Below are 24,099 nucleotides of genomic sequence, written 5' to 3' on the forward strand. Positions count from 1 at the left end.
GGAATTTTAAAAAATAGTTATGATTTTAGAAATAGTATCACCAGAAGCGAAATTATTTTCAGGAGAGGTAACATCAGTTACTTTGCCAGGAGTTAATGGAAGCTTTCAGATTTTAAATCATCACGCGCCAATTGTTTCAATCTTAGAAGAAGGAACAATTAAAATTGCAGCTCCAAGCTTCAGTTTTTCTAAGGAGGCTGCTGATAAATTTACGAGAGTTAATGACCAAACTTATACTTTAGGGATTAAGTCAGGAACAATCGAAATGAAAAACAATAAGATAATTGTTTTAGTAGACTAAAACGATTTCCAAAATAAGCTGAAAAGCCAGACAGTATTGTCTGGCTTTTTTTATTTTATTACTTTTGAACTATTAAAATCTCTTTATAAAATACTTGCTCGATAGTAAAAACTCAGTGAGTTTTTACAGTTTTGCTTCATCGTTAGTAAATGGGGCTCAATTTTTATGTCAAATTTTATAAAGAATATATATGAAAAATATATCAAAAGTCGCTGTTCTTGGCGGCGGCGGAAGAACTGGGAAATATCTTGTAAACCAGTTATTAGAAAACGGATTTAGTGTAAAACTTCTTTTAAGAAATCCAGACAATTTTACTATTCAAAATTCAAGAATAGAAATTATCAAAGGTGATGCTATCAATGAAGATTTTATAAATATATTGCTTAAGGATTGTCAGGCAGTATTAAGTACAATTGGACAAAGGCCTGGAGAACCAATGGTCGCAAGTCAGGCAACGAAAAATATTCTAAAAGCGATGGACAAACTTGATATTCAAAGGTATGTTTTGCTGGCTGGGCTGAATATTGATACGCCATTTGATAAAAAAAGTCCCAAAACAATTATGGCGACTGATTGGATGAAAACGAATTTTCCTGAAATTCAAAAAGACAGACAATTTACTTATAATCTTTTGACTGAAAGTAAAATAGACTGGACGCAAGTTCGAGTTCCGTTAATCATTTTTTCAGATGAAACTGCTCAAATCTCTGTAAACTTGGAAGATTGTTTGGGAGAAAAAATTTCGGCTTTTGATATTTCGAAGTTTATAGTGAAAGAGATGGTCGAATCACATTATATCAGACAATCTCCTTTTATTAGTGCAATTTAAATCTTAAATTTATACAGCGGTTCTTTTAGTATCCGCTGTTTTATTTTGATGTAATTTCAATTGCATAACTTTGTTTTATGAAAATACCTGAAAATCTTAACCAGAAAATCGAATATAGAAAGAAGAATGATCTTTTTAGGAAACTCCCTGTTTTTACTAATTTGGTAGATTTTTCTTCAAATGATTATATCGGATTTTCTAAATCAGAAATTATTTTCAAGCACACTCATGCTTATTTATTGGAAAATGAAATGCTTCAAAATGGAGCAACTGGTTCAAGATTGATTACAGGAAACCATTCTCTTTATCAAATTGCCGAAAATTATATAGCGCAATTTCATGAGGCAGAAACTGCTTTAATTTTTGGTTCGGGATATAATGCCAATTTGGGTTTTTTTAGTGCTGTACCGCAAGAAAATGATGTTGTTTTGTACGATGAATTATGTCATGCTTCAATAAAAGATGGAATTGCAATGACGAGCGCTCAATCGCATCATTTTATCCATAATGATATTGAAGATTTGGAACGTCTTATCCTTAAATTCCCAACTACCAATATTTACATTGTAACAGAAACTGTTTTTTCGATGGATGGTGATAGTCCGAATCTCGAAGAACTGATTCAGCTTTCAGAAAAGTACCATTGTTATTTGGTTGCTGATGAAGCTCATGCTTTGGGGGTTTTTGGAGAAAAAGGAGAAGGCTTGACACAGTATTTGCAATTGCACGATCGTTTTTTTGCTCGAATAGTGACTTTTGGTAAAGGTTTAGGATGTCAGGGCGCGGCTGTTTTAGGATCTGTAGAGCTAAAAGAATATCTTGTGAATTTTGCAAGAAGCTTTATTTTTAGTACAGGTTTGTCTCCGCATTCTGTTGCAACAATTTTTACAGCTTATCAGCAATTAGAAATTGAAAAAGAAACGAGAGAAAAGCTTCGTCAGAATATTGTGTTTTTTAATCAGCAGAAAAATTTGCTGGGTTTAAAACCAATGTTTGTTCATAGTAAATCTCCAATACATTCTGCTATAGTTCCAGGAAATGAAAATGTGAAAAAATTGGCGCAGGAGCTTCAAGATAAAGGATTTGATGTACAAGCGATCCTTTCGCCAATTGTTTCAGAGGGTCAGGAACGTCTGCGTTTTTGTATCCACAGTTATAATTCGCAGGAAGAAATTAATCTGCTTTTAGAACTAGTTCGAGACTTTGTTTTTTAAATTCGGATTTTCTTCAAAATCCAAAATTTCAAAAAATAGTGAAGTTTTTTGTAACGTTTCGTTTATTCGATTACTTACAAGGTGTAATCAAATAAAAACTACTCATGAAAACTAGATTTCAATTTATAATTACAATACTTGCACTTTTCTTTGTTTGTACTATTTCTGCCCAGACAAAAACTTCAAAACTTGAAAATTCTCTTCTTTGGGAGATTTCAGGAAAAGGGCTTCAAAAACCTTCTTATTTGTATGGAACGATTCATATGATTTGTTCTAAAGATTATTTTTTATCTGAAAAAGCCAAAAATGCTTTTGAGAAATCGGATAAATTGTTTTTAGAAATCAACTTTACAGATCCGAACGAAATGAGCCAAATGCAGCAATTGGCAATGGGAAAAGAACCTTTAAGTAAAAAGCTAACTTCAGAACAATTGGCTAAACTAGATTCAATTTTAAAAAAGAGTACTGGAATGTCGGTACAGCAAGTAGATAGTTTTAGTCTTTTGACTGTTTTGAGTTTGATTTCTATTAAAAGTTTTGGCTGTTTAGATTTAAAATTTTATGAAATGGAGTTGTCAGATGCAGCCAAAAAAAGAAATATCTCTATTGCTGGATTAGAATTTGTCAAGGCTCAATTTGAGATTCTTGAGAATGCTTATTCTAATGATGAAATGCTGACACTTTTGGAAGAGTCTACTCCTGAAGAAACAGTTGAATTGGTCGATGCTTATAAAAATGAAAACATTGAAGCAATGTATGAGTTTAGCACAGATAAACGATTTACAAGTGAGAAAACTAAAAAGAAGATTCTTGACGATAGAAATTTAAACTGGGTAAAACAAATACCTGAGTTAGCAAAGCAAAATAGTGTTTTTATTGCTGTTGGAGCAGGGCATTTAGGAGGTGAGTTGGGAGTTATTAATTTATTGAGGAAAGAAGGATATACTGTAAAACCTGTAATGAATTAAATCTGTTTTGAAAGAGAAAGAACATGAGTTTTTAAATCGGATGGAAAGCCATAAAGGAATTTTGCATAAAGTTTCTAAAATGTATATGGATACTTCCGATGATCAGCAGGATCTGTTTCAGGAGATTATATGCCAGCTTTGGAAATCGTATGATACTTTTCGGAATGAAAGCCAGTTTTCGACTTGGATGTATAGAGTAGCAGTAAATACGGCAATTGTCTTTTTAAAGAAAGAAAAAAGGAAGGTGGATAAATATGAGATGCCTTCTGAGAATGTGAAAGAAGACGAAAGTGATTTCTATATAAAAGAAAGTCAACTGGATCATTTTTATAAAGCTGTGCAAAAATTAGAAAAAATCGATAAAGCCATCATTTTTTATCAGCTAGAAGGTTTCTCTCATAAGGAAATAGGAGAGAATTTAGGAATTTCTGAAGGGAATGCTAGGGTAAAATTAAATAGAGCTAAAGAAAAATTAAAAGAAATTATTAAAAATCAGGGATATGGATTTTAACGATATACAAAATGCGTGGAATAACGAAAGACCCGAAAATGTTATTTTGCCAACAAATTTAGAAAAGATTCAATCTGCTAATACGCCATTAGATAAAATTAGAAAAAACCTGAAGAATGAATTTGTGTATCAAATTGTATCTATGATTTTTCTCGGAACAATTCCAATAATTTGCCAGTTTAACTCGCAGATGTTTTTTTTATATTATTTAATTTACAGCTTGTTTTTAGCAGTTTGTGTGTATTATTTAGTAAAATTATATTTCTTTTTTAAAAGGCTGAATGCAACAACATTGAGAACAAAAGACAGTTTGTATGAGACGTATTTTGATATTAGACTGAATATGGAATTGTATAAAACATTTGGTTTTTCGCTAACGCCTTTCTTAGTTGTTTATTTATTGGGGTTCTATTTTTATGGCCTTTCCAAAACTTCTGGGTTCTTGAATTATGAGTTTTCTAACGGGCAATTATTTGGTCTTTTTGCCATCATTGTTTTTACAATACTTTGTATGGGAATTTCGTTAGAATGGTGGGTTCAAAAGTTTTATGGGAAATACGCCAAAGAGATAAAAAAGGTAATTGACGAATTGAAAGAAGAATGAAAAATAAAAAACCCATCGTAAAGATGGGTTTCTTGTTCTTAGTTAAATATGATTTTTTTGTTGACTATATGACCATTCTCTAGGATTACTTTTGCTAATAAAACCTGATTGCTAGAATATAAATTTTCAATTTTTAGTTCTTTGGAGTCAATTTTGTTCTTGTTGTAAAGCAATTGTCCACCCATAGTATAAATCTGTACTTCTTTAATATTTTCAGTTCCGCTGCTCACATTTATTACTTTTGATTTTGTGGCTACCAAGACTCCATTTGCTGTATTTTCAAAATCATCAGTACCTAATGTTTTATTTGTGTAACGAAGAACAAAACGATCTGTAAAAGTTCCGATGGCAGTTTTGAAAGTATAATTTGAAGCTCTCAGGTCTGTTATAGTGCCTGTTGTTTTGTCTTCCAGATAAACGGCTTGCTGGCCAAAAAATCCATCTGCGTGATCTATCGAGATTGTAAGCTGAGTTTCGGCAACCGATTTATAGCCAAGAGGAATTCTTTCTGTATTGTCAAAAGGCAAACTTCTCGCTTGTATGGATAGCTTTTGTGCCTCATTGATGGTGTAGAAGTCTACATAAGAGTTTCCTGCCAATGCAACTGCATCATAATTGTAGTCGAAACTGTTTGTTGCCCCCTCTGCGTATCCGATCAATATTTGTTTGTATGCATCTTCGGCATTGCTTAGGTTTAACCATAGGCGGTTTACTTCAATTGCAGCTTCTTTTGCTGTAGTTTTAAAAAATTGCGTATTCTGCGCTTTTATACGTTGCCCATTATTAAATTTAATTAAAGTAACTTTTGGTTTTATAAAGAAACCTTGCCCTACACCAATATATCCCGAAGGAGTCTCGCCTCCAGTTGTAGCTCTTGTTGCTCCAAGTAATGTGAATACTGCATAATCTGGGCTGCTGTATCTATAGGTAGTGGTTCCTTCTACTTTTTGAGGCAGCGACATATGCGTCCAGAAGTATAATGCTCCAACATCTCCATTATCAATAATAAATTTTCGGCCATCGATAGCAGATGGGTAAGGGTTTCCGACAAGAAGATATTTATCTGCAGTAGTTGAAATTGGAACATCTCCATTATTAGGTGTTCCATAGAATTTTCCAGTAAAGTCAGCAGGGGCATCATTGCTGTAAGACTGTGGGCCTCTTATGCTATAACCTTTTCCAGGTAGCATTGTCATTGTTCCGTACAGATTCGTTGCCCACTTGAAATCAGAAGACCAATAGGAATATTTGTCAAATAAAGTTTCTGGAGATAAAGTATTCATTTTAAAATCTGGGTTGTCTACAGGCGATGACCAATACGTCAAGTCAAAACGGCGAATTTTGGTTGTTCTTTCTATTTGAAAAGCAGTACTGCTTCCAGTAAACATGTTTTTATTTGTTGATGTTTGAAGAAATGACCCGCCAGATTGAACAAGTAATTTCCCGCCAGTTCCTACGTTTATATTTTCATCAACAGTTAAAGTAATATCTTTTGGAACTGTTAATGTAATATTCGGATTTATGGTGCAAGAACAAACGGTAAGGTCTGAACTTAATACAATGTCAGATTTAATTATAATTGAGCTATTAGCGCTAGGAGTTCCAGTTCCGTTGTAATCTGTTTCAATTTTAATAAAATTCAAATTCAGTCTTGCGCTTTGTTTATAATCTTTTAAACGAATTTCAACTTTAGAATCTTTGCCTAGAGCTCTAGGACTGGTTAATATATTGTTTGCAGGAGCATTGTCGTTAATGTTTCCTGGTGATGTATAAACTGGAGTAGTCGCATTTTCGTCATCAATGAAAATTTGTACTTGGTCATCACAGTTCGTAATTTGTATCTGGTATGTTCCGCAAGGAAATCCTTGTCTTTTGTAAACCAAAGTAAAGTAATCTTGAGGCACAGGAGCTCCTTGCCATCCAGATGCAGCAGGATTAAAAGAAGGTGATTCTGCAAGAGCAAATGAATCTGTTGTGTTAATGTTTACAGGGTTTACGCTATAGTATCCAGCATAACTTCCTTGGGGAATTGTAAAATTATTGCCAGAAGCTGCCGTTGTAAATCCGTAAACTTTCCATAAATTATCCCCGAATGGGTAAGGCGCAGTATTGCTTCCTGCTATTAACCCCATAGAGAACTGTATTCTAGAATCGGTTGTTTTTTCGTAATATTCTAAGTCAAAAGTATATTCTACTCCAGCTGTCAATTGCATATTTACTGCCTTTTGAGAATAATTTACACCAGACCATTGATCAATTATTATGGTAGTTCCGGAAGCTGTAGTTAAATACAAACGATAATAATCGTCACCTCCAACAGTGATATTGTAAGTGCCCGTTACATCAACTTTGGCTTTCATTTTATAGCGAACAAAGAAATAGTCTGAAGGAGTTTCGCACAATTGTGCATTTAACCCAGTAACAGTTCCTTGTACAATATCGCGATTAAATAGTTTGTTTTCTTCAACTTGTCCAATATAGGTCATGTTTGAAATCGGAATGGTAGTAGGCGTTGCAGGATTTGGGTCTGCAGGAGTGCCAGTTGGTGGCAAAGTTGTTGTTTTATACACATATCCGATCCATTTATTATCTCCGTATTTAATTTGGTCACCTGGATTGCAAACAGGTGCTGTAGCATTAACAGTTACAGTAGCAGAAGAATAATTAGAATTAGTGTTTTTAAGAGTGTATGTAAATGTTGCAGATCCAGCAAAATTTGCTGCTGGTGTAAAGGTTACATTGTTAAGGCCGTTTACAGTTACAGTGCCATTACTAGGTTGTGTTACCGTTATGGCTTCTAGAGGATAACCACCAATAACATCATTATCTAAAATAGGAATGGTTACAGCCTGATTTGATGGAGTTGAAACAACATCGTTCTTTGCTGTTAAGGTAAAAACATCTTCTATTGTTCCTGTGATTACTGGGCCTTCAGGACTTCCATTACCATTTTTAATTTCAAAAGTATTGTAGCTAGCATAAACATAAAATCTAATGTACAAAGTTTCTCCAGGCGATAAAGTGTTTAGGCCTGATGCGATATTATTAGTTAACGGCGTCCATGATGAGGCAGCATTACTTTCTGGTATTAATGTCTGAGCACCACTTGTAAAATCTGAATTCTTAGAATATTTTACTAGAAACTTTTGATTCTTTCCTCTGTAAGTAAAATTAAATTGTTTAAGATTTAATTTGTGTTTAGAATCGGGTGCGATTTTAAATTGAATATACTTAGTTTCGTCTGCTGTATTTACAACATTAGGGTTATTAGAAGGAGTAGGCCAGCCGTTAGTTTCAAAAAATGCATTATTTATGTTATGAAATGTATAATTTAAACTTATGTTAGTGCCCGCTTTTGTAATTGGAGAGTTCGGGTCTACATATTGTTTGGTTACGGGATTAAAAGTATCATCGGCTCCATCCCAAAGCGATAGAAACTCTGTTGTGTCTTGATTTACTGTTACTTTTATGGATCCTGTAGATGTTTCCGTTGCATTTGAGATGGTGTAGTTGAAAACAGAAGTACCAATAAATCCTGCAGCAGGGTTAAAAGTTATAGTTTTATCAGGATTAAGTATCGCTGTTCCTTCGGCAGCAGATGGAGGTGTAGAAATGACTAAAGTGTTTACGTTGGCTTTGTTTACGTCATTGCTTAGCGGATTTATATTAACTGCTACATCTTTTGTAGTGGTAACGTAATCGTTGATAGCTAATATTTTAGTAGCATCAAAGCTTAATACTTCACCATTGATGGTAGGTACAACATTATTGATTCCAGTTCTAATTTGGAAGTCATTATTAGTGTAATAAGCATAAATTCTAATATAAACTTTTTCAGTAGGTAAAACAGGGTTTATTTCTTCAGAAAAATTCAATGTGTATTGTATCCAATCACTCGTAACTGATGTTGCTGTAAGAAGATTATAAACACCAGATGAGAAATCAGATTGTTTAGAGTATTTAATTGTATATTTTTGAGAACCTGGAGATTTACACTCAAAAACGAATGTGCTTAAATTTACCTTGCTTCCTGTTTTAGGCCCCAGAGCAAATTGTACATATTTTGTCAGATCATATTGGCCACCTTTGTTTAGAGGTGTTGGCCAGCCACTACTCTTAAAAAAAGTATTAGCAGCATTGTTAGAGTCGTATAAATTACTTACAGTTGCTGATAAATCATAACCGTTAATTGTTCCTACTAATGGAACAGGAGCATATCTATTGCCAGAATCTGCTGCGTCCCATTTTACTAAAGCAGTTTGAGCAAATCCAAAAAAAGGCAATAATAAGAATAAAAGTAGAGTTTTTTTCATGTTAAATGTTTTTTATCAATTTGTTATGCTGGCATAGGACTTCCGAACCAAACAAAGGTATATACATTTACGAGCTCAATCTTGGCGCGGTTTTGAGAACCCCCATATAATCGATGAACTAAAAAAATACTCGATGAAGCACATTAAAAATTTTAATGTTAGACAAATATTCTTATAAAATGCTTGATGTTATTATAAGAATATTTGTGTTAAATTAAATTTTTTAAGACTGTTTTTTGAAATTTTAGACTGAAAAACGTCTAGTTGGTTGTAAAAACTACAAAAAGGGAATATTTTATAACGAAAAGTTGTTATGATTTTTGCAGTATTTTAATGCAATTTTAAAGGGAAATGAATGCTTTAGGAAAGCATAGGAGAAAACTTTTTTTTAAGAGAGAATAAGCAGGTTTATTTTTCTTCTAGATCTTTAACTTTTTCGTAAACAAGATTGCTCTCATAACCTCTTCGCAACATATAGTCGCAGAATTTTTTGCGCTTTTTAAGTTGGTTAGGTTCAGAAATGCTATTCCAACATCTTTCTGATAAGTTTTCGAAAGTTTCGAAATATTCTTCGGCGGAAATTTCTTTCAAAGCCAAGGTAATATTCGTTGATGAAATGTTTCTTAGCTTAAGTTCATTTGTGATTCTAATTTTACCCCAATGTTTAATTCGGTGTTTGCCTCTCGCAAAGCTACAAGCAAAACGGGTTTCGTTTAGAAAATTTCCTTCAATAAGCTGTACGACAATACTGTCAATCTCGTCACGAGTCATTTTTAGGTCATATAATTTTGAAACTACTTCATCATGACAACGCTCTTGATAGGCACAAAAATGCTCTAACTTTTGTAAAGCTTCTTTGATGGTGAAAGTATTATTCGTGGGGTTTTTCATTCGTTTTAACGTTTAAATTAAAAAATTCGCCAGTTGTTATAAATTAATTCTAAAATTTGTTAATGTTTTATAAAAAGAAATAAATTATAACCTTGTGTATTAGGCTAATTTAAATATTTTTGTACGGAATTTTAACATTTGAAATTATGACCTAAGATGTCAGAATTTAACATTTTAAGGTTCAGATAATTACTAAAAAGAACATTGTTCTTTTTTTGGAAAAAATGCCATTTTTTGCTTTAAGCAAACCAAAAACAAATTTAAAACAAATACCTACTGTTATATGATGAGAAAATTACTTTACTCGTTTTTACTAATATTTTTTTATTCTTCTTCTTTTGCCCAGATTGTATTCACAGATAATACTCCAGGTACACGAAGTTGGGCAGTTCCACAAGGTGCTACCGAAGTTACCGTTGAAATATGGGGTGCTGGTGGAGCTGGTGGAGGTTCGAGAAATAATAATGTTGGTGGTAGCGGCGGCGGCGGCGGCGGTTATTCTTTAAAGACATTTTCAGTAACAGCTGGTCAAAATATTAATTACACTATTGGGAGTGGTGGAACTGGAAGTACTAGTAATGGAACTGTTGGAAGTGCGACATCGCTAACTTATACAGCTTCAAATTCGCTTGTGGCTAATGGAGGAGGACGAGGTCTTCAAGATAATGATACAACTGCTGGCGGAGCTGGTGGTACAGCAACAGGTGGATCAACTAATTTGAGAGGCGCAAACGGAAATGATAGTAGTACAATTGGAGGAAATGGTGGCAATAGTGGGAATACTTCAAATACTGGAGGTATAGGAAGAGCAAATGCTAACGGAGAAAATGGAATTATACCTGGCGGCGGCGGCGGCGGCGGCGAAAGAAACGGTAACAACAATCGATCGGGAGGAGATGGTGCAAATGGGCAAGTAAGAATTACATATACTCCAAGTTATCAATACCAAATTATATCTTCAAATACTGGATCTACAACATGGTGTGCAGGAGAAACCAGAAATGTTTCAGTTACTATAAAAAATACTGGTTCGAAGGCTTGGACAGATACGCCTTCGGCAGATTTTAATATTGGAATAAAGTGGAATACCAATGGCACGAGTTGGACTGATTATAATGTAAGAGTCGATGCTGGAAATTTGGCTCCGGGTGATACTAAAACATACATTTTTACAATTACTGCAGCCAATAGTGGAGGTGCAACAAACGGTACTCCTTTAGCGGCAGGAATAAATAATCTTACTTTTGATGTTGTGTATGAGCTAGTCGCTTGGTTTGGAGATAATCATAACGGAGTAGGGCCAGGTAATGCTGTACTAAAAACGGGAGATCAAACTATAGTAGCAACGCCAGCAAATAAGACTATTGCAGCGACAGCTTCAACAGTTTGCTCAGGTTCAGGTACAACTATTACTGTTGCTAATTCAGAAGTTGGCGTTAATTATCAATTAAGAAATGCAAGTAATGCTAATGTAGGAACCCCAGTTGCCGGTTCAGGCGGAGTTATTAGTTTGCCTACAGGTAATTTAACGACAGCTACTACTTTTAATGTATTAGCGACATTAACTTGTGGAAATTCGGCACAAATGACAGGTACTGCTACAGTAAACGTAAGTCAACTCCCTACATCAGCTAATGCTGGTCCAGATCAAACAGGAAATTATACTTTTTTTACATTGGCAGCTAATACCCCTACGGTTGGTACAGGAGCTTGGTCAGTAGCTAGCGGACCAAATACTTCGGCAGGTCAATTTAATAGTGTTTCTAGCCCAACAAGTAGATTTACTCCTGCGGTTTCTGGAACATATGTTTTGAATTGGACAATAAGTAATGGTAGTTGCACATCTACGGATCAAGTAATCATTTCGACTTGTATTAGCAATTTAATAAAAAACGGTGATTTTAGTAGAGGAACGGAGGATTGGTCTAGAGCAACTACAAAAGGATCCTATGTTGAAGTCTATGACGAAAGTGTTTATTTTTCAAATGGAAATAATGATATTACTGCAGAATTGGATTCACAGGCTTCATTAGGACAAAATGTAGCCGTTGTTCCGGGGGTTCCTTATACTTTAAGTTTTCTTTACGCTCGAAGACCAGGATCTTCACCTACTACTGCACTTGATTTTAAAATTATAGATGGATCAAATACCACATCAAGAAATTTTACAACTAGTGATACTACTAACACACCAGTATTTTTTAGTTTTCCATTTACACCGACAAGCTCATCAATATGGATTGAATTTTACAATTCTCTAGAAACCACTACTCTTGGGACGATTATTGATAATATTGTTTTGATTCCGAGTTCGCAAGTGGTTCCAATTGCTACGACAACGCCTAAAGGGAATTATAAAACGTTAGAAGCTTGTGAAGGAGTGCCTATTCAATTAGATGTTGAGAATGTTTCGGCAAGTGGTGTAACTTATTCTTGGACGAGTACAACTCCAGGAGTGACATTTTCGTCAACTACTGCTAAAAATCCAACAATAACTTGTACAGGAACAGGAATTAAGAATGCAACAGTTGTGGTAACCACTGCAGGTGGATGTTCAAGTACTGCTTCTACGACATATGTTAATATAAAAGCTGCCCCAATAGTTTATAATGTGACAGGGGGAGGATCTTACTGTATTGGTGATACTGGAGTTGCTGTCGGTCTCTCTAGTTCAACTACAGGGGTAAGCTATCAATTGAAATTGAATGGAAATGATAGTGGAAGTCCTATGTCTGGAACAACAGGATCGGCAATTAATTTTGGATTAAAGACAACAGCGGGTACTTATACTGTAGTTGCTACTAATGCATCTCCAAATAGTTGTGCTTTAAATATGAACGGAAGCGCTGTAATTACTATAGATCCAGTTTCTGTTGGAGGAAGCGTTTCTGGTAGTACAACAGTTTGTTCAGGAACCAATAGTACTACTTTGACATTAAGTGGTCATACAGGATCAGTTACAAAATGGCAATCTTCACCATCGAGTAATTTTTCACCAGTTACTGATATTCCTAATTCTGCGAATACATCTTTAGTAGTAGATAATTTGACAGCAACTACTTATTATAGAGCTGTGGTTAAAAGTGGTTCATGTTCTACTGCTGATAGTGGTACGGGAACAATAACTGTAAATCCAAGACCTACAGCCCCAACAATTACAAAAAACAACGATGTAGCTTGTAATACTTTAGGAAGTATTACAATTACAGATCTATCAGGAAATTGGACTGTTAAAAGAACAGGTGTAACAACTCTGCCAAAAGATTACCCAGGATCAGGTAATTCTTTAGATATCCATGATTTAGTAGCAGACACTTATAGTTTTACTGTTACAAACGACTTAAATTGTACTTCAAATTCAGCGACGATTACCATAGCTGATACTAGTTCTAATACAGATTGGGGACCTACAGGATGGACAAATGGGGAACCTGATGGAAGCAAAAGTGTTACGATTTCGTCTTTAGCAAATGGTCAGCCTTTTTCACTGGCTAAGCCAAATATAACAGCATGTTCTTTAACAATTACAGTTGGATCAGATGTAATTATCCCATCGGGAGTAACTTTGGAAATCACAAATAAGGTAACAAGTAATGGTAAATTGGTGTTTGAGAGCGGCTCAAGCTTAGTACAAACCACCAATGTGCAAAATAGTGGAGATATTGTATATAAAAGAGAAACCAAAATTCGTCGTTTTGATTTGACGTATTGGTCAAGTCCTATTACTTCAACGAAACAAGATGGTTTTATGATGAAAGATTTATCTCCGGAAACTTTATTTGACAAATATTCCTATTGGTCTTCTGATTTCAAGTGGGCAACCAATCTGTATGGTACTATGGAAATGAAACCTGGGAAAGGCTATAGCATTAGAGGCCCGCAGTCTTACAGCAATGATGCCCCTGCTGACTTTACTGGAAAATTCTATGGAATACCTAATAATGGAGACGTTCCAATTTCAACTACTGCAGATAAATATCTTCTTGTCGGAAACCCTTACCCATCTGCTATCGATGGCCGAAAATTTATTGCTGATAATGGAGATGTTGGAGCATTATACTTCTGGACGCATATGTCGCTGCCAAAAAAAGTAGACGGAACCACTACCTATAGATACAGCAGCCCAGATTATGCAGTATTCACATTACTTGGAGCAACAAGAGCTACAACTGGAGGCGAGACTCCTTCGGGATATATTAGTGTAGGGCAAGGTTTCTTTATAAAACCAAAAGTTACTTTAATTAAATTTAATAATGGGCAACGTGTAAAAGCAGAGAATTCACAGTTTTTTAAAACTACAGCAAAAGAAGCTGCAATTGAAGTAAACCGCTTATGGTTAAACCTAAGCAATGCCGAAGATGCATACAAACAAATATTGATCGGATACGCGGAAGGCGCAACAAACAGTTTCGACTACAATTATGATGCAGTTACATTAGCTGGAAACTCTTACGTAGACTTCTATACCATCAATGAGACACAAAAGCTATCCATACAAGCGAGAAGTTTGCCTTTTGACAATACAGAAAGAATTCCTCTTGGCTATAAATCGGTTGCCGAAACTCAGCTTACAATCTCGATAGATCACGCAGATGGATTTTTTGGCCAGCAAGCCGTTTATCTGGAAGACAAAACAACGGGCACTATAACAGACCTGAGAGCTTCAAATTATACTTTCAAAACTGGCATCGGAACTTTTACAGATCGTTTTGTTCTTCGTTACACAAATAAAACATTAGGTACTGATGATTTTGAAAACCTTGAGAATAGTGTTATGGTTTCAGTAAAAAACAAAATAGTAAATATTACTTCTTCTAAAGAAACAATTAAAGAGGTAAATATTTTTGATGTAGGAGCGCAATTGTTATACAGCAAGAATAAAGTAAATTCTTCTGAATTGCAGATTACTAATTTGCGTTCTAGCGATCAGGTTTTGTTAGTTAAAATAACGCTAGAAAACGGGTCTACAATTACTAAAAAAGTGATTTTTTCAAATTTGTAATAAAAAAACATCTTATAATTTAAAAGTCCATTCTTATTAAAAGAATGGATTTTTTTTATATGTAAATATCCCTAAATCTTGGTATTGTATTTTTAATTAATGCTTTATAATTTAGTTTAATTCTTACAAATATTAACTTTGATTATATTGTTTTGATTAAAAACTTATTTTACTCATTAATCCTAATTTCACTATCTGCTCAAACTGTTTTTTCGCAGCAAGGTAAAGTAGACAGTTCTTTTAATGTTCTCGACGATGGACAAATTGGCGATGGATTTGATGGTACGGTAAGGACACTTCTTCTTCAGCGTGATGGAACTTTACTCGTGGGAGGTGACTATTTGAATTTGAATGGAACACCAGCGTCATATCTTACCCGTTTAAATTTAGACGGTTCTATAGATGAAAGTTTCGATACTGGGACAGGTTTTAATGGTAAAATTTATGCTTCTTGTTTACAGTCAGATGGGAAAATTATAGTTGGCGGAAACTTTACAAGCTATAACGGAATTAGTGCGGGAAGAATAATCCGTCTAAATGAAGATGGTTCTTATGATGCGACTTTTAATACAATAATTGGAGCAACTACAGGAATTGTTTATGATATTGTCTTGCAGCCTGATGGGAAGATAATTATTGTTGGAAGTTTTACAAAGTATAATAATAGTACAGTAAACAGAGTGGCACGTTTATTACCAAACGGAACACTCGATTCTACTTTTTTAACAGGTTCTGGATCTGCATTAAACGTTACACATGCAAAAGTTTTATCAGATCAGAAAATACTTCTCACAGGCAATTTTTCAGCATTTAATGGTGTTTCTGCTAATCGGATAATTCGACTAAATGCTAATGGAACTTTTGATTCTACTTTCAATATCGGTACAGGTTTTAATGATGATGTTAATGCCATAGCCTTACAGTCTGATGGGAAAATGGTTTTAGGAGGTAACTTCACGCTTTTTAATACAGTTGTAGCAAATAGAATTATTCGATTGAACGAGGATGGAACTAAAGATGAAAGTTTTGTAACGGGTTCTGGCTTTAGTAAAGAAGGAGTTTCAACAATTAGAATTAATAAAAATGGTGATATCATGGTTGGAGGATCCTTTACAGGATTTTACAATGGCACAGAAGCAGTAAGATTAATTCTTCTCCAATCTGATGGAAGTATAAAACCTAATTTTGATATTGGCTCTGGGCCTGCTTCTGCTTCAGTTTTTGCTTTAGAATTTGATGAAGAAGATTCTTGGTTTGCTGGAGGTTCTTTCACTGTTTTTAATGGTCAAAATCAAGGGAGATTGGTGAAAATTAGTACCGATGGCGAACATGACATTTCATATTTGGCTTCTGGTATTGGATTTGATAATTCTGTTCTTAGTGTTCTTCCGCTTCCCAATAGAAAGATAATTGTGGGAGGCAATTTTAAAAAATTTAATGGAAATGTCACTCCCAAAATTGCTTGTCTTTTAGAAAACGGAATGATTGATCCTGCTTTTAATACTACGGGAAGCAATAATCTAGTAAAAACTACAGTATTGCAAACCGATGGAAAGATTGTTTTAGGAGGTAATTTTACAAAATATAATGACCTAATTAATAATCGCATTGTTAGGATTTTTCCAAATGGTGAAATTGATAATTCTTTTAGCTGTGGAGATGGATTTAATGCACAAGTTTATACATTGGCAATTCAATCCGATCAAAAAATAATTGCGGCAGGATCATTTACAAAGTATAAAGGATCAACAGTTAATGCCAATAAAATTACAAGAATACTGCCAGACGGAACAAAGGATCCAGATTTTAATATTGGCTCAGGAGCCGATGATACTGTTGAAAGCTTGGTTTTGCAATCGGATGGGAAGATTTTGGTAGGAGGACATTTTAAAACTTTTAATGGATTCCCTTGTGCAGGTTTAGTAAGGTTGAATCCAGATGGAAGTATTGACACAAATTTTAATATCGGGAATGGCTTTGATAAATATGTGTATACAATTGCATTACAATCTGATAACAAGATTATTGTTGGAGGTTCTTTTTTGGTTTTTAATAACAATTCACAAAGAAAAATTATCCGATTAAATAGTGACGGTAGTTTTGATGGGACATTTAATTCTGGTGCGGGTTTTAGCAAAGGAGATGTTAGAACTATTCTAGTACAGCCAGATGACAGAATTTTGGTGGGAGGATCTTTTTCAGGAACCTATAATACTATTCCTTCTTCTAGATTTATTCGTTTACTGCCTTCAGGATCGTATGATAATTCTTTTGCAGTACCATTAAATAATGCACTGTTAGCAATGAAATTTGATGAAGATTATAAATTGATAATTGGAGGAAATTTTAACTCCGTTTCTGGTATTTCAAAACATAGAATTGCTCGTTTAAAGTTTTGTGTTAATACAACAATTTGGAACGGAACTTCATGGTCAAATGGGTTTCCTTCTGCAGGAAAAGATGTTTATTTTAAAGAAAATTTTCCCAATTTGACGACAGCTAATATTTGCGGCTGTACTATCGAAAAAGGAAAAACAGTCACATTACTTGAAAATAACACACTCAGTATTGAGTTTTCTTATACGGGTGAAGGAATACTTGTTTTAGAAAATTCTGCTAGTTTGTATCAAGATGACGATGATATTGTAAATACCGGAATTGTTCATGTAAAAAGAAAAACAAAGCCAATAATTAGATTCGATCTCACCTATTGGTCTTCTCCAGTGGCTGATATGAAATTATTCGAATTTTCGCCTGAAACACTTTTCGATAAATATTCCTGGTATGATCCGATTGCAGGATGGAAAACAAATCTTAATGGAAGTATGACTATGATTTCTGGAAATGGATATAGCGTTAGAGGTCCACAAAGTTTTTCTACTGTAGAAAGAGCAGTATTTGAAGGTGTTTTTAAGGGAATTCCAAATAATGGTAAAATAGAAGTTGAGTTTATTGCTGCAGATCGATTTTATTTAGTAGGCAATCCATATCCGAGCGCCATAAGCGCAGATGATTTTTTAAGAGAGAATGCTCCAAAAACAAAAGGGGCGCTATATTTTTGGACACATAATACGCCACCTAGAATTACTACACCAGGTACTACTACCTATCGTTATAGCAACGATGATTTTGCAGTTTATAATTTATTAGGTGGCGTTGGTACAAGTGCAGCTTTAAGCTCTGGAGTGAATAATGATACACCTGATGGCATAATCGCATCGGGACAAGGTTTTTTTGTGAAAAGTAATCAAACTGGATATCTAGAGTTTAACAATAACATGAGAGTTCGGGATCAAAACACCTCTTTTTTTCGTCCAGCTTTGAATACACAATTGAAATCTGCTTACGAAAAGCACAGGTTTTGGTTGAACATTAAAAATAATGAAAATGAATTTAAACAAATTCTGTTAGGCTATGCAGTTGGCGCCTCCAATTCTTTAGATTTAAATTATGATGCAGAATATTTAAGTTCAAGTATGTCATTAGATTTTTATAGTATAGTTGAAAATAAAAAATTGATAATTCAAGGTCGGGAATTGCCTTTTTTAGAAAACGATTCAATTTTTATAGGTTATAAAACTATTGTTAAGGATAATTTCAAAATTGAAATAGATCATCAAGATCAATTTTTTAATGATAAGCCTATTTTTTTAGTGGATAAAGAATTAAATAGAACGCATAATCTTTCTGAAGGACCATATCAGTTTGATTCTGAAATAGGCACTTTTAATAATCGTTTCTCAATAACTTACATTAATAAAGCTTTGGGAAATAAAACTTTTGAAAAGAATTCAAATAACGTTTTAATTTCGGTTAGAAACCGAACGATAAATATTGAATCTGATAAAGAGAGCCTGAAAGAGGTGATAATATTTGATGTTTCTGGGAATCAATTGTATAGGAGAGATAAGCTTGAAACTAAAAATCTGTCGATTCAAAACTTGTTTTCTTCGCATCAGGTTTTAGTGGTAAAAGCCATTTTTGAAAATGGAAAATCAACTTCAAAAAAGGTTATTTTCTAAATAAAGTTAAATTGCCTTGTAGAATTCTTTTATCAACTCTGTTAGTTTCTTTTTTAAGTGTAAGTTGTTGTTAATGAGTTGATTAATTTTTCTGTTTTTTAAAATTAACAGTTTATTCTTATTTTTTATATTTTCTTCTGATCAGGTGTTAAAATAAAGGGTTTAATACTATATTGTGGATTTCAATGTAAATAAAATCGTACCTTGTAGTTTAATTAAATCGATTAAAAGCATTTTAAACCGATAAAATGCTTTCTCTATAAGCCTTTCGATTAAATTTTTTCTTCAAAAATCATAGTTAAAAAGACTGTTATTTATCTGCCGTAAATTGATTGTAAAATGGGATTATATCTTTAATTCTACATTCTTAAAGTTTTTGTTTCCTTTTCTATTTTGCAATTAATCTTGTTTTGAGTTTGAATTTATTTTTCAATTACTAAAATGCCACAAGATGAAAAAAGATTTACTTACTACGCTGAGTTTTTTCAGCTTTTCAACTTTAGTAACTTATAGCGAGAAACCATTAAAATCAAGTAGGAGATTAAGAATTCTGCTAGTTTTAGTTTTATCAATTTTTTATACTACTTCAAAAGCGCAAACCTTAGTGCATTCAGTTCCGACTAGCAATCCTTCTTTCCCGCTTCCGGCAGGTATGGACGAAGTTACTGTTGAAGCTTGGGGTGCTGGGGGTGCTGGAGGTGGAGCTTTATTTGGAGGAGGAAATGGAAGAGGTGCTGCGGGTGGTGCTGGAGGAGCATATGCAAGAGGAAAAATTACAGGACTAACTGCACAAACGTTAAATGTAGTTGTTGCAAAAGCTACTGCTGGAGGATCAGGAAATGGAGCTAAAGGAGAAGATTCGTATATAAATGGTTTTGCGGGACTCTTTTTTGCACCAGGCGGAAGAGGAGGGGATGCCAATCCAGCAACTGGACCTACTCCAGGGGCCGTACCCATAACTACAGGAGCAATTGGAAGTATAACGACAGCAAATGGTGGAGCTTCAGGAGCTGGGGCAACAACACTATTAGGTCTGCTTCTTTCATCAGGAAAGGGGGGAGATGCAGGAAATTTGGGAACAAATATGGGAGGGACTGGAGGAGTTGGTTACGTTAGTGTACTAGGTGCAAATGGTCCAGGAGAAGCGGGGAAGGAGTTTGGTGGCGGAGGAGCTGGAGCAGCAAGTAACACAAGTTTACAAAACGGAGGAGGTGGTGCAAGAGGCCACGTTAATATTACTTATACTTGTAAAACGTATAGCTTTACTTCGATATCTGCTCCAAATATTTGTACAGGAACAACCACACAAGTACAGTTAACAGGAACAGCAGCAAGTCTACCAGCTGGTACATATACAGTAACTTATAGTAGAAGTCAACCAAATGCAGTTGGACAAACAGCGCCAATGGTTATTACAAATGCAGGATCTGGAAGTTTTACTGCATCGGGATTGAATGTTTTAGGCAGTAGTACTATTACAGTTACATCTTTGACTTCAGTAGATTGTACTTCGTCTATTAGTGCACCTAATTCTGTAACTATTACAGTTAGTGCCCCGCCTACAATAGCTTTAGGGGCAACTACTGCCATATGTGCGAGCGCAAGTCTTCAAAATGTAGCATTACCTTATACGGGAGTTACAAATACACCAACAAACTATAGTATAACATGGAGCGGAAGCCCTGCAAATAATTTTCTGCCAGTAACAAATGCTGTTTTACCGGCAAGTCCAATAAATATTGCCGTTCCTGCTGGAACTGCTGCTGGTACATATACAGGAGCATTAACAGTTAGTAATGCGGCAGGGTGTGTGTCTGCAGCTCCCACGAATTTTACCATTACTGTAAATCCTTTGCCAACAATAACATTGGCTCCTACAACCGCAGTTTGTATAAGTTCTAATGTGCAGGCTACAACATTGCCTTATACAGCAGTTACTAATTCTCCAACAACATATAGCATAACTTGGAATGCAAGCCCGACAAATACTTTTGCGCCGGTCTCAAATGTGGCTTTGCCTGCAAGTCCTATTAGTATTTCTGTACCTGCCAATACAGCAGCAGGAACATATACAGGAACATTAACGGTTAGCAATGCGAATGGATGCATATCATCGGCAAACAATTTTACTGTTACGGTAAATCCGTTGCCTACAATAACATTAGGCAGCACTACAGCAGTATGTACCAGCGTGAATGCTCAAAGTACAACATTGTCTTATAGTGCCACATCAAACTCTCCAACAACTTATAGCATTGTTTGGAATGCCAGTCCGACAAATACTTTTGCACCAGTCTCAAATATGGCCTTGCCAGCAAGTCCGATTAACATTCCTGTACCTGCCAATACAGCAGCAGGAACATATACCGGAACATTAACGGTTAGCAATGCAAATGGATGTGTATCATCGGCAAATAATTTTACTGTAACTGTAAATCCATTGCCTACAATAACATTAGGCAGCACTACAGCAGTATGCGCCAGTTCGAATGTGCAAAGTGCGACATTGCCTTATAGTGCTGTGTCAAACTCTCCAACAACTTATAGCATTGTTTGGAATGCCAGTCTAACAAATACTTTTGCATCAGTCTCAAATGTGGCTTTGCCTGCAAGTCCTATTAGTATTTCCGTACCTGCCAATACAGCGGCAGGAACTTATACAGGGACATTAACGGTTAATAATGCAAATGGATGCGTATCATTGGCAAACAATTTTACGATAACAGTTAATTCGGTTCCAGCAATTACTACATCAGGAAATTTGATTCCAGTTTGTCAAAGTGTATCATCACAAACTGCTTCTTTACCATATTCTGCTGTGACAGGCTCGCCAATAAACTATTCTATAGATTGGGCAACATTAAATGATCAAGGAATTACCGCTTTCTCTTTCAATTCTGGAGGAGGAAATATCAATAATATTAATGTTCCAGCAAATGCAGCAGCGGGAACTTATAACGGAGTGATGACAATTTTTTCCTCAAACGGATGCTCGACGACACAAGCAGTTTCTTTGACAATTAATAATCTTCCAACTATAAGTACGGCGGGAATTTTCACTCCTGTTTGTCAAAGTTCATTGGCGCAGACTACTACATTAAGTTATAATTCTACAACAGGTTCTCCTGTTAGCTATGAAATTGATTGGATTGCTTTGACAGATCAAGGAGCTACACCATTCGCTTTTAGTTCTGGGTCAGGAGATATTATAAATGTTGATGTTCCAGCAAATACTACTTCTGGTACTTACAACGGCATAATGACTATTACAACTTCAAGCGGCTGTTTAGCAAGCCAAAATGTTTCTTTGACTGTAAATCCAGTTTCGGTTGCGCCAACGGCCTCTGTAACACAACAGCCAAGTTGTGTAAATAATACTGGTGTTATTACGGTTACTTCGCCAGCATCTGGAACAGGATATACTTATAGTGTAGATGGGGTAGATTTTAGTAATACTTCTGGTATATTCACAGGTTTGTCTTCTGGGGGCTACAATGTTCGGGTGAAAAATACGACAACAGGTTGCGAATCAGATGCGACACCAATTACAATAAATGCTTCTATTACTAAAGTTTGGAATGGAAATGTTGATGCCAATTGGGCAAATGGTGCCAATTGGGCGCCAACAGGAGTTCCCGTTGCTTCTGATTGCATAGAGATTTCAAATAACGGTATTAATCCGATTATTTCAGGAACTGATGGAAGTTTTTTTGCCAGCAGATTAACGATTCAGAATAATGGATTTTTAATTGTTGAAGAAACAAATTCAATAACAGTAACCAATGAAGTAAGTGTACTTGGTAATGGAGTTTTGATTTTTGAGAATAATTCAAGTTTAGTTCAGACTGCCGATGTAGCTAATGTTGGCAATATAACTTACAGAAGAAAAACATCAGTGCGCCGATTTGATCTTACCTTTTGGTCGTCTCCAGTAGCAGGTATTACGATGAACGAATTTTCGCCAGAAACTTTATTCGATAAATACTCTTACTGGTCTTCTGAATTTAAATGGGCTACCAATTTGTACGGTACAATGGAAATGGAAGCAGGAAGAGGTTATAGCATTAGAGGGCCACAATCTTTTGCTACTGGAACAGCGAGTGTTTTTCCAGGGGAATTTATAGGAGTGCCAAATAATGGAACAATTCAAGGCCCTCCAGCGGCGGCAGAAAAGTTTTGCTTTTTTGGTAATCCATATCCTTCGGCAATTTATGCAGATCTATTTATTCGTGATAATGCGGCTAATTTTTATGGAACACTATTTTTTTGGACTCATAACACGCCTCCTCGAATAACCGTTCCAGGAACTACTACTTATCGTTATACTAGTGATGATTATGCAATATACAATTTGTCAGGAGATACTTCAGTTGGTAATTTAATTGGTGATGGTGCGTCATCACCAGGAAATCAAACTCCGCCAAAGGGGTATATAGCTGCTGGACAAGCATTTTTTGCAAAAGCTAGAACCGGACAAAGAGGTGTTTTTACAAATTCAATGCGAGTGCCTAGCAATAATAGCCAATTTTATAAATCTGCGTTAGTTATAGAGAAACATCGCGTATGGCTAAATTTTACCAATACGCAAGGAGCTTTTAAGCAATTGCTAATTGGATATATAACAGGGGCGACAAATTCTTTTGATTTTAATTATGATGCGGTTACATTAAATGGAAACCCTTATGTAGATTTTTATAGCATCAATGAAGGCAATAAACTAGTTATTCAAGGAAGAGCAGTGCCTTTTGCTGTAACAGATAGCATTCCGTTAGGATATAAGTCTACTATTGAAAAAGGTGATTTCACAATCGCTATCGATCATACAGATGGAGATTTGAGCAATCAGGATATTTATTTGGAAGATAAAGTGACACATACTGTACATAATCTTAAATCTGGAGGATATACGTTTACATCGGTACCGGGAACTTTTTTAGATCGTTTTATCTTGCGTTACAAAAATCCAAACGAGGACAAATCGTTGGGCAATGAAGATTTTGAAAACCAAAATCAGAAAATTTTTGTTTCAGTTAAAGATAAAAACATTAAACTTCAATCTGTTTCTGAGCTGGAAAATCTTCAAGAAGTGGCTATTTATGATGTGGGCGGTAAATTACTATACAATAAAAAACAAATTGAAAATAGGGAATGGCTCATACCGAATTTTCAATCAGGACCCCAAATTTTATTGGTTAAAACAACTTTAGACAACGGACAAAAAGTGACAAGAAAAATTGTCTTTAGATAAATAAAACAATAGGAATTTGTTTTTTAAATACTGGAAAACAAAATCATCTCGCGAGATTTTTTTTACCCTTTCAATTTGTTTTAACGGCATTTTACTAAATAAAAAATTGCTTATAGCTAAGAGCTATAAGCAATTTAAAAAGATCTAAAAAGAGGATAGAACTCTTTTAGTTAAATTTTTGATTTAATCGAATTAA

General features: G+C 35.0%; 11 protein-coding genes. 9 read left to right on the forward strand and 2 right to left on the reverse strand.

Going from position 1 to position 24,099, the window contains the following annotated elements; all coding sequences use genetic code 11:
* Window positions 1–19: 19 nt before the first annotated feature.
* The 6 genes from RB618_RS06285 (at window position 20) to RB618_RS06310 (ending at window position 4,427) form a co-directional block, all read left to right on the forward strand.
* The gene (locus RB618_RS06285; protein WP_111368086.1) at window positions 20–301 is read left to right on the forward strand and encodes a F0F1 ATP synthase subunit epsilon; all 282 of its coding nucleotides are present in this window, start codon (window positions 20–22) and stop codon (window positions 299–301) included.
* Between the two features lie 190 nt (window positions 302–491).
* Complete coding sequence (locus RB618_RS06290) at window positions 492–1,130, forward strand: NAD(P)H-binding protein (protein WP_308067973.1); 639 nt, start codon at window positions 492–494, stop codon at window positions 1,128–1,130.
* A 77-nt stretch (window positions 1,131–1,207) separates the two neighbouring features.
* Complete coding sequence (locus RB618_RS06295) at window positions 1,208–2,344, forward strand: pyridoxal phosphate-dependent aminotransferase family protein (protein WP_308067974.1); 1,137 nt, start codon at window positions 1,208–1,210, stop codon at window positions 2,342–2,344.
* 104 nt (window positions 2,345–2,448) lie between these two features.
* The gene (locus RB618_RS06300; protein ID WP_308067975.1) at window positions 2,449–3,312 is read left to right on the forward strand and encodes a TraB/GumN family protein; all 864 of its coding nucleotides are present in this window, start codon (window positions 2,449–2,451) and stop codon (window positions 3,310–3,312) included.
* Window positions 3,313–3,319: 7 nt separating this feature from the next.
* Entirely contained in the window at window positions 3,320–3,823 is a 504-nt protein-coding gene (locus RB618_RS06305; protein WP_308067976.1) for an RNA polymerase sigma factor, read from the forward strand.
* Window positions 3,813–4,427: a hypothetical protein gene (locus RB618_RS06310; RefSeq protein ID WP_308067977.1), complete on the forward strand. Its 615-nt coding sequence runs from the start codon at window positions 3,813–3,815 to the stop codon at window positions 4,425–4,427. Before RB618_RS06305 ends, RB618_RS06310 begins: the two co-directional genes overlap by 11 nt.
* Window positions 4,428–4,465: 38 nt before the next feature.
* Here the strand turns inward: RB618_RS06310 and RB618_RS06315 are convergent, their stop codons facing one another.
* Both RB618_RS06315 and RB618_RS06320 read right to left on the reverse strand, forming a co-directional pair.
* Window positions 4,466–8,740, reverse strand: coding sequence for an Ig-like domain-containing protein (locus tag RB618_RS06315; RefSeq protein ID WP_308067978.1), 4,275 nt, complete (start codon window positions 8,738–8,740; stop codon window positions 4,466–4,468).
* Between the two features lie 408 nt (window positions 8,741–9,148).
* Window positions 9,149–9,631: a regulatory protein RecX gene (locus tag RB618_RS06320; protein ID WP_308067979.1), complete on the reverse strand. Its 483-nt coding sequence runs from the start codon at window positions 9,629–9,631 to the stop codon at window positions 9,149–9,151.
* 283 nt (window positions 9,632–9,914) lie between these two features.
* Between RB618_RS06320 and RB618_RS06325 the strand changes: the two genes are divergently transcribed.
* The 3 genes from RB618_RS06325 to RB618_RS06335 all read left to right on the forward strand — a co-directional run bounded on the left by RB618_RS06325 (window position 9,915) and on the right by RB618_RS06335 (window position 23,903).
* Entirely contained in the window at window positions 9,915–14,633 is a 4,719-nt protein-coding gene (locus RB618_RS06325; RefSeq protein WP_308067980.1) for a T9SS sorting signal type C domain-containing protein, read from the forward strand.
* Between the two features lie 152 nt (window positions 14,634–14,785).
* Window positions 14,786–18,655 carry a T9SS sorting signal type C domain-containing protein gene (locus tag RB618_RS06330; protein ID WP_308067981.1) on the forward strand — a complete coding sequence of 1,290 codons (3,870 nt, stop codon included), beginning with the start codon at window positions 14,786–14,788 and terminating at the stop codon, window positions 18,653–18,655.
* Window positions 18,656–19,106: 451 nt separating this feature from the next.
* On the forward strand, window positions 19,107–23,903 hold the full coding sequence (locus RB618_RS06335; RefSeq protein ID WP_308067982.1) for a T9SS sorting signal type C domain-containing protein: 4,797 nt from the start codon (window positions 19,107–19,109) through the stop codon (window positions 23,901–23,903).
* The last annotated feature ends 196 nt before the right edge of the window (window positions 23,904–24,099 follow it).

It is taken from the genome of Flavobacterium sp. LHD-85 (assembly GCF_030929595.1).
GTDB lineage: Bacteria > Bacteroidota > Bacteroidia > Flavobacteriales > Flavobacteriaceae > Flavobacterium.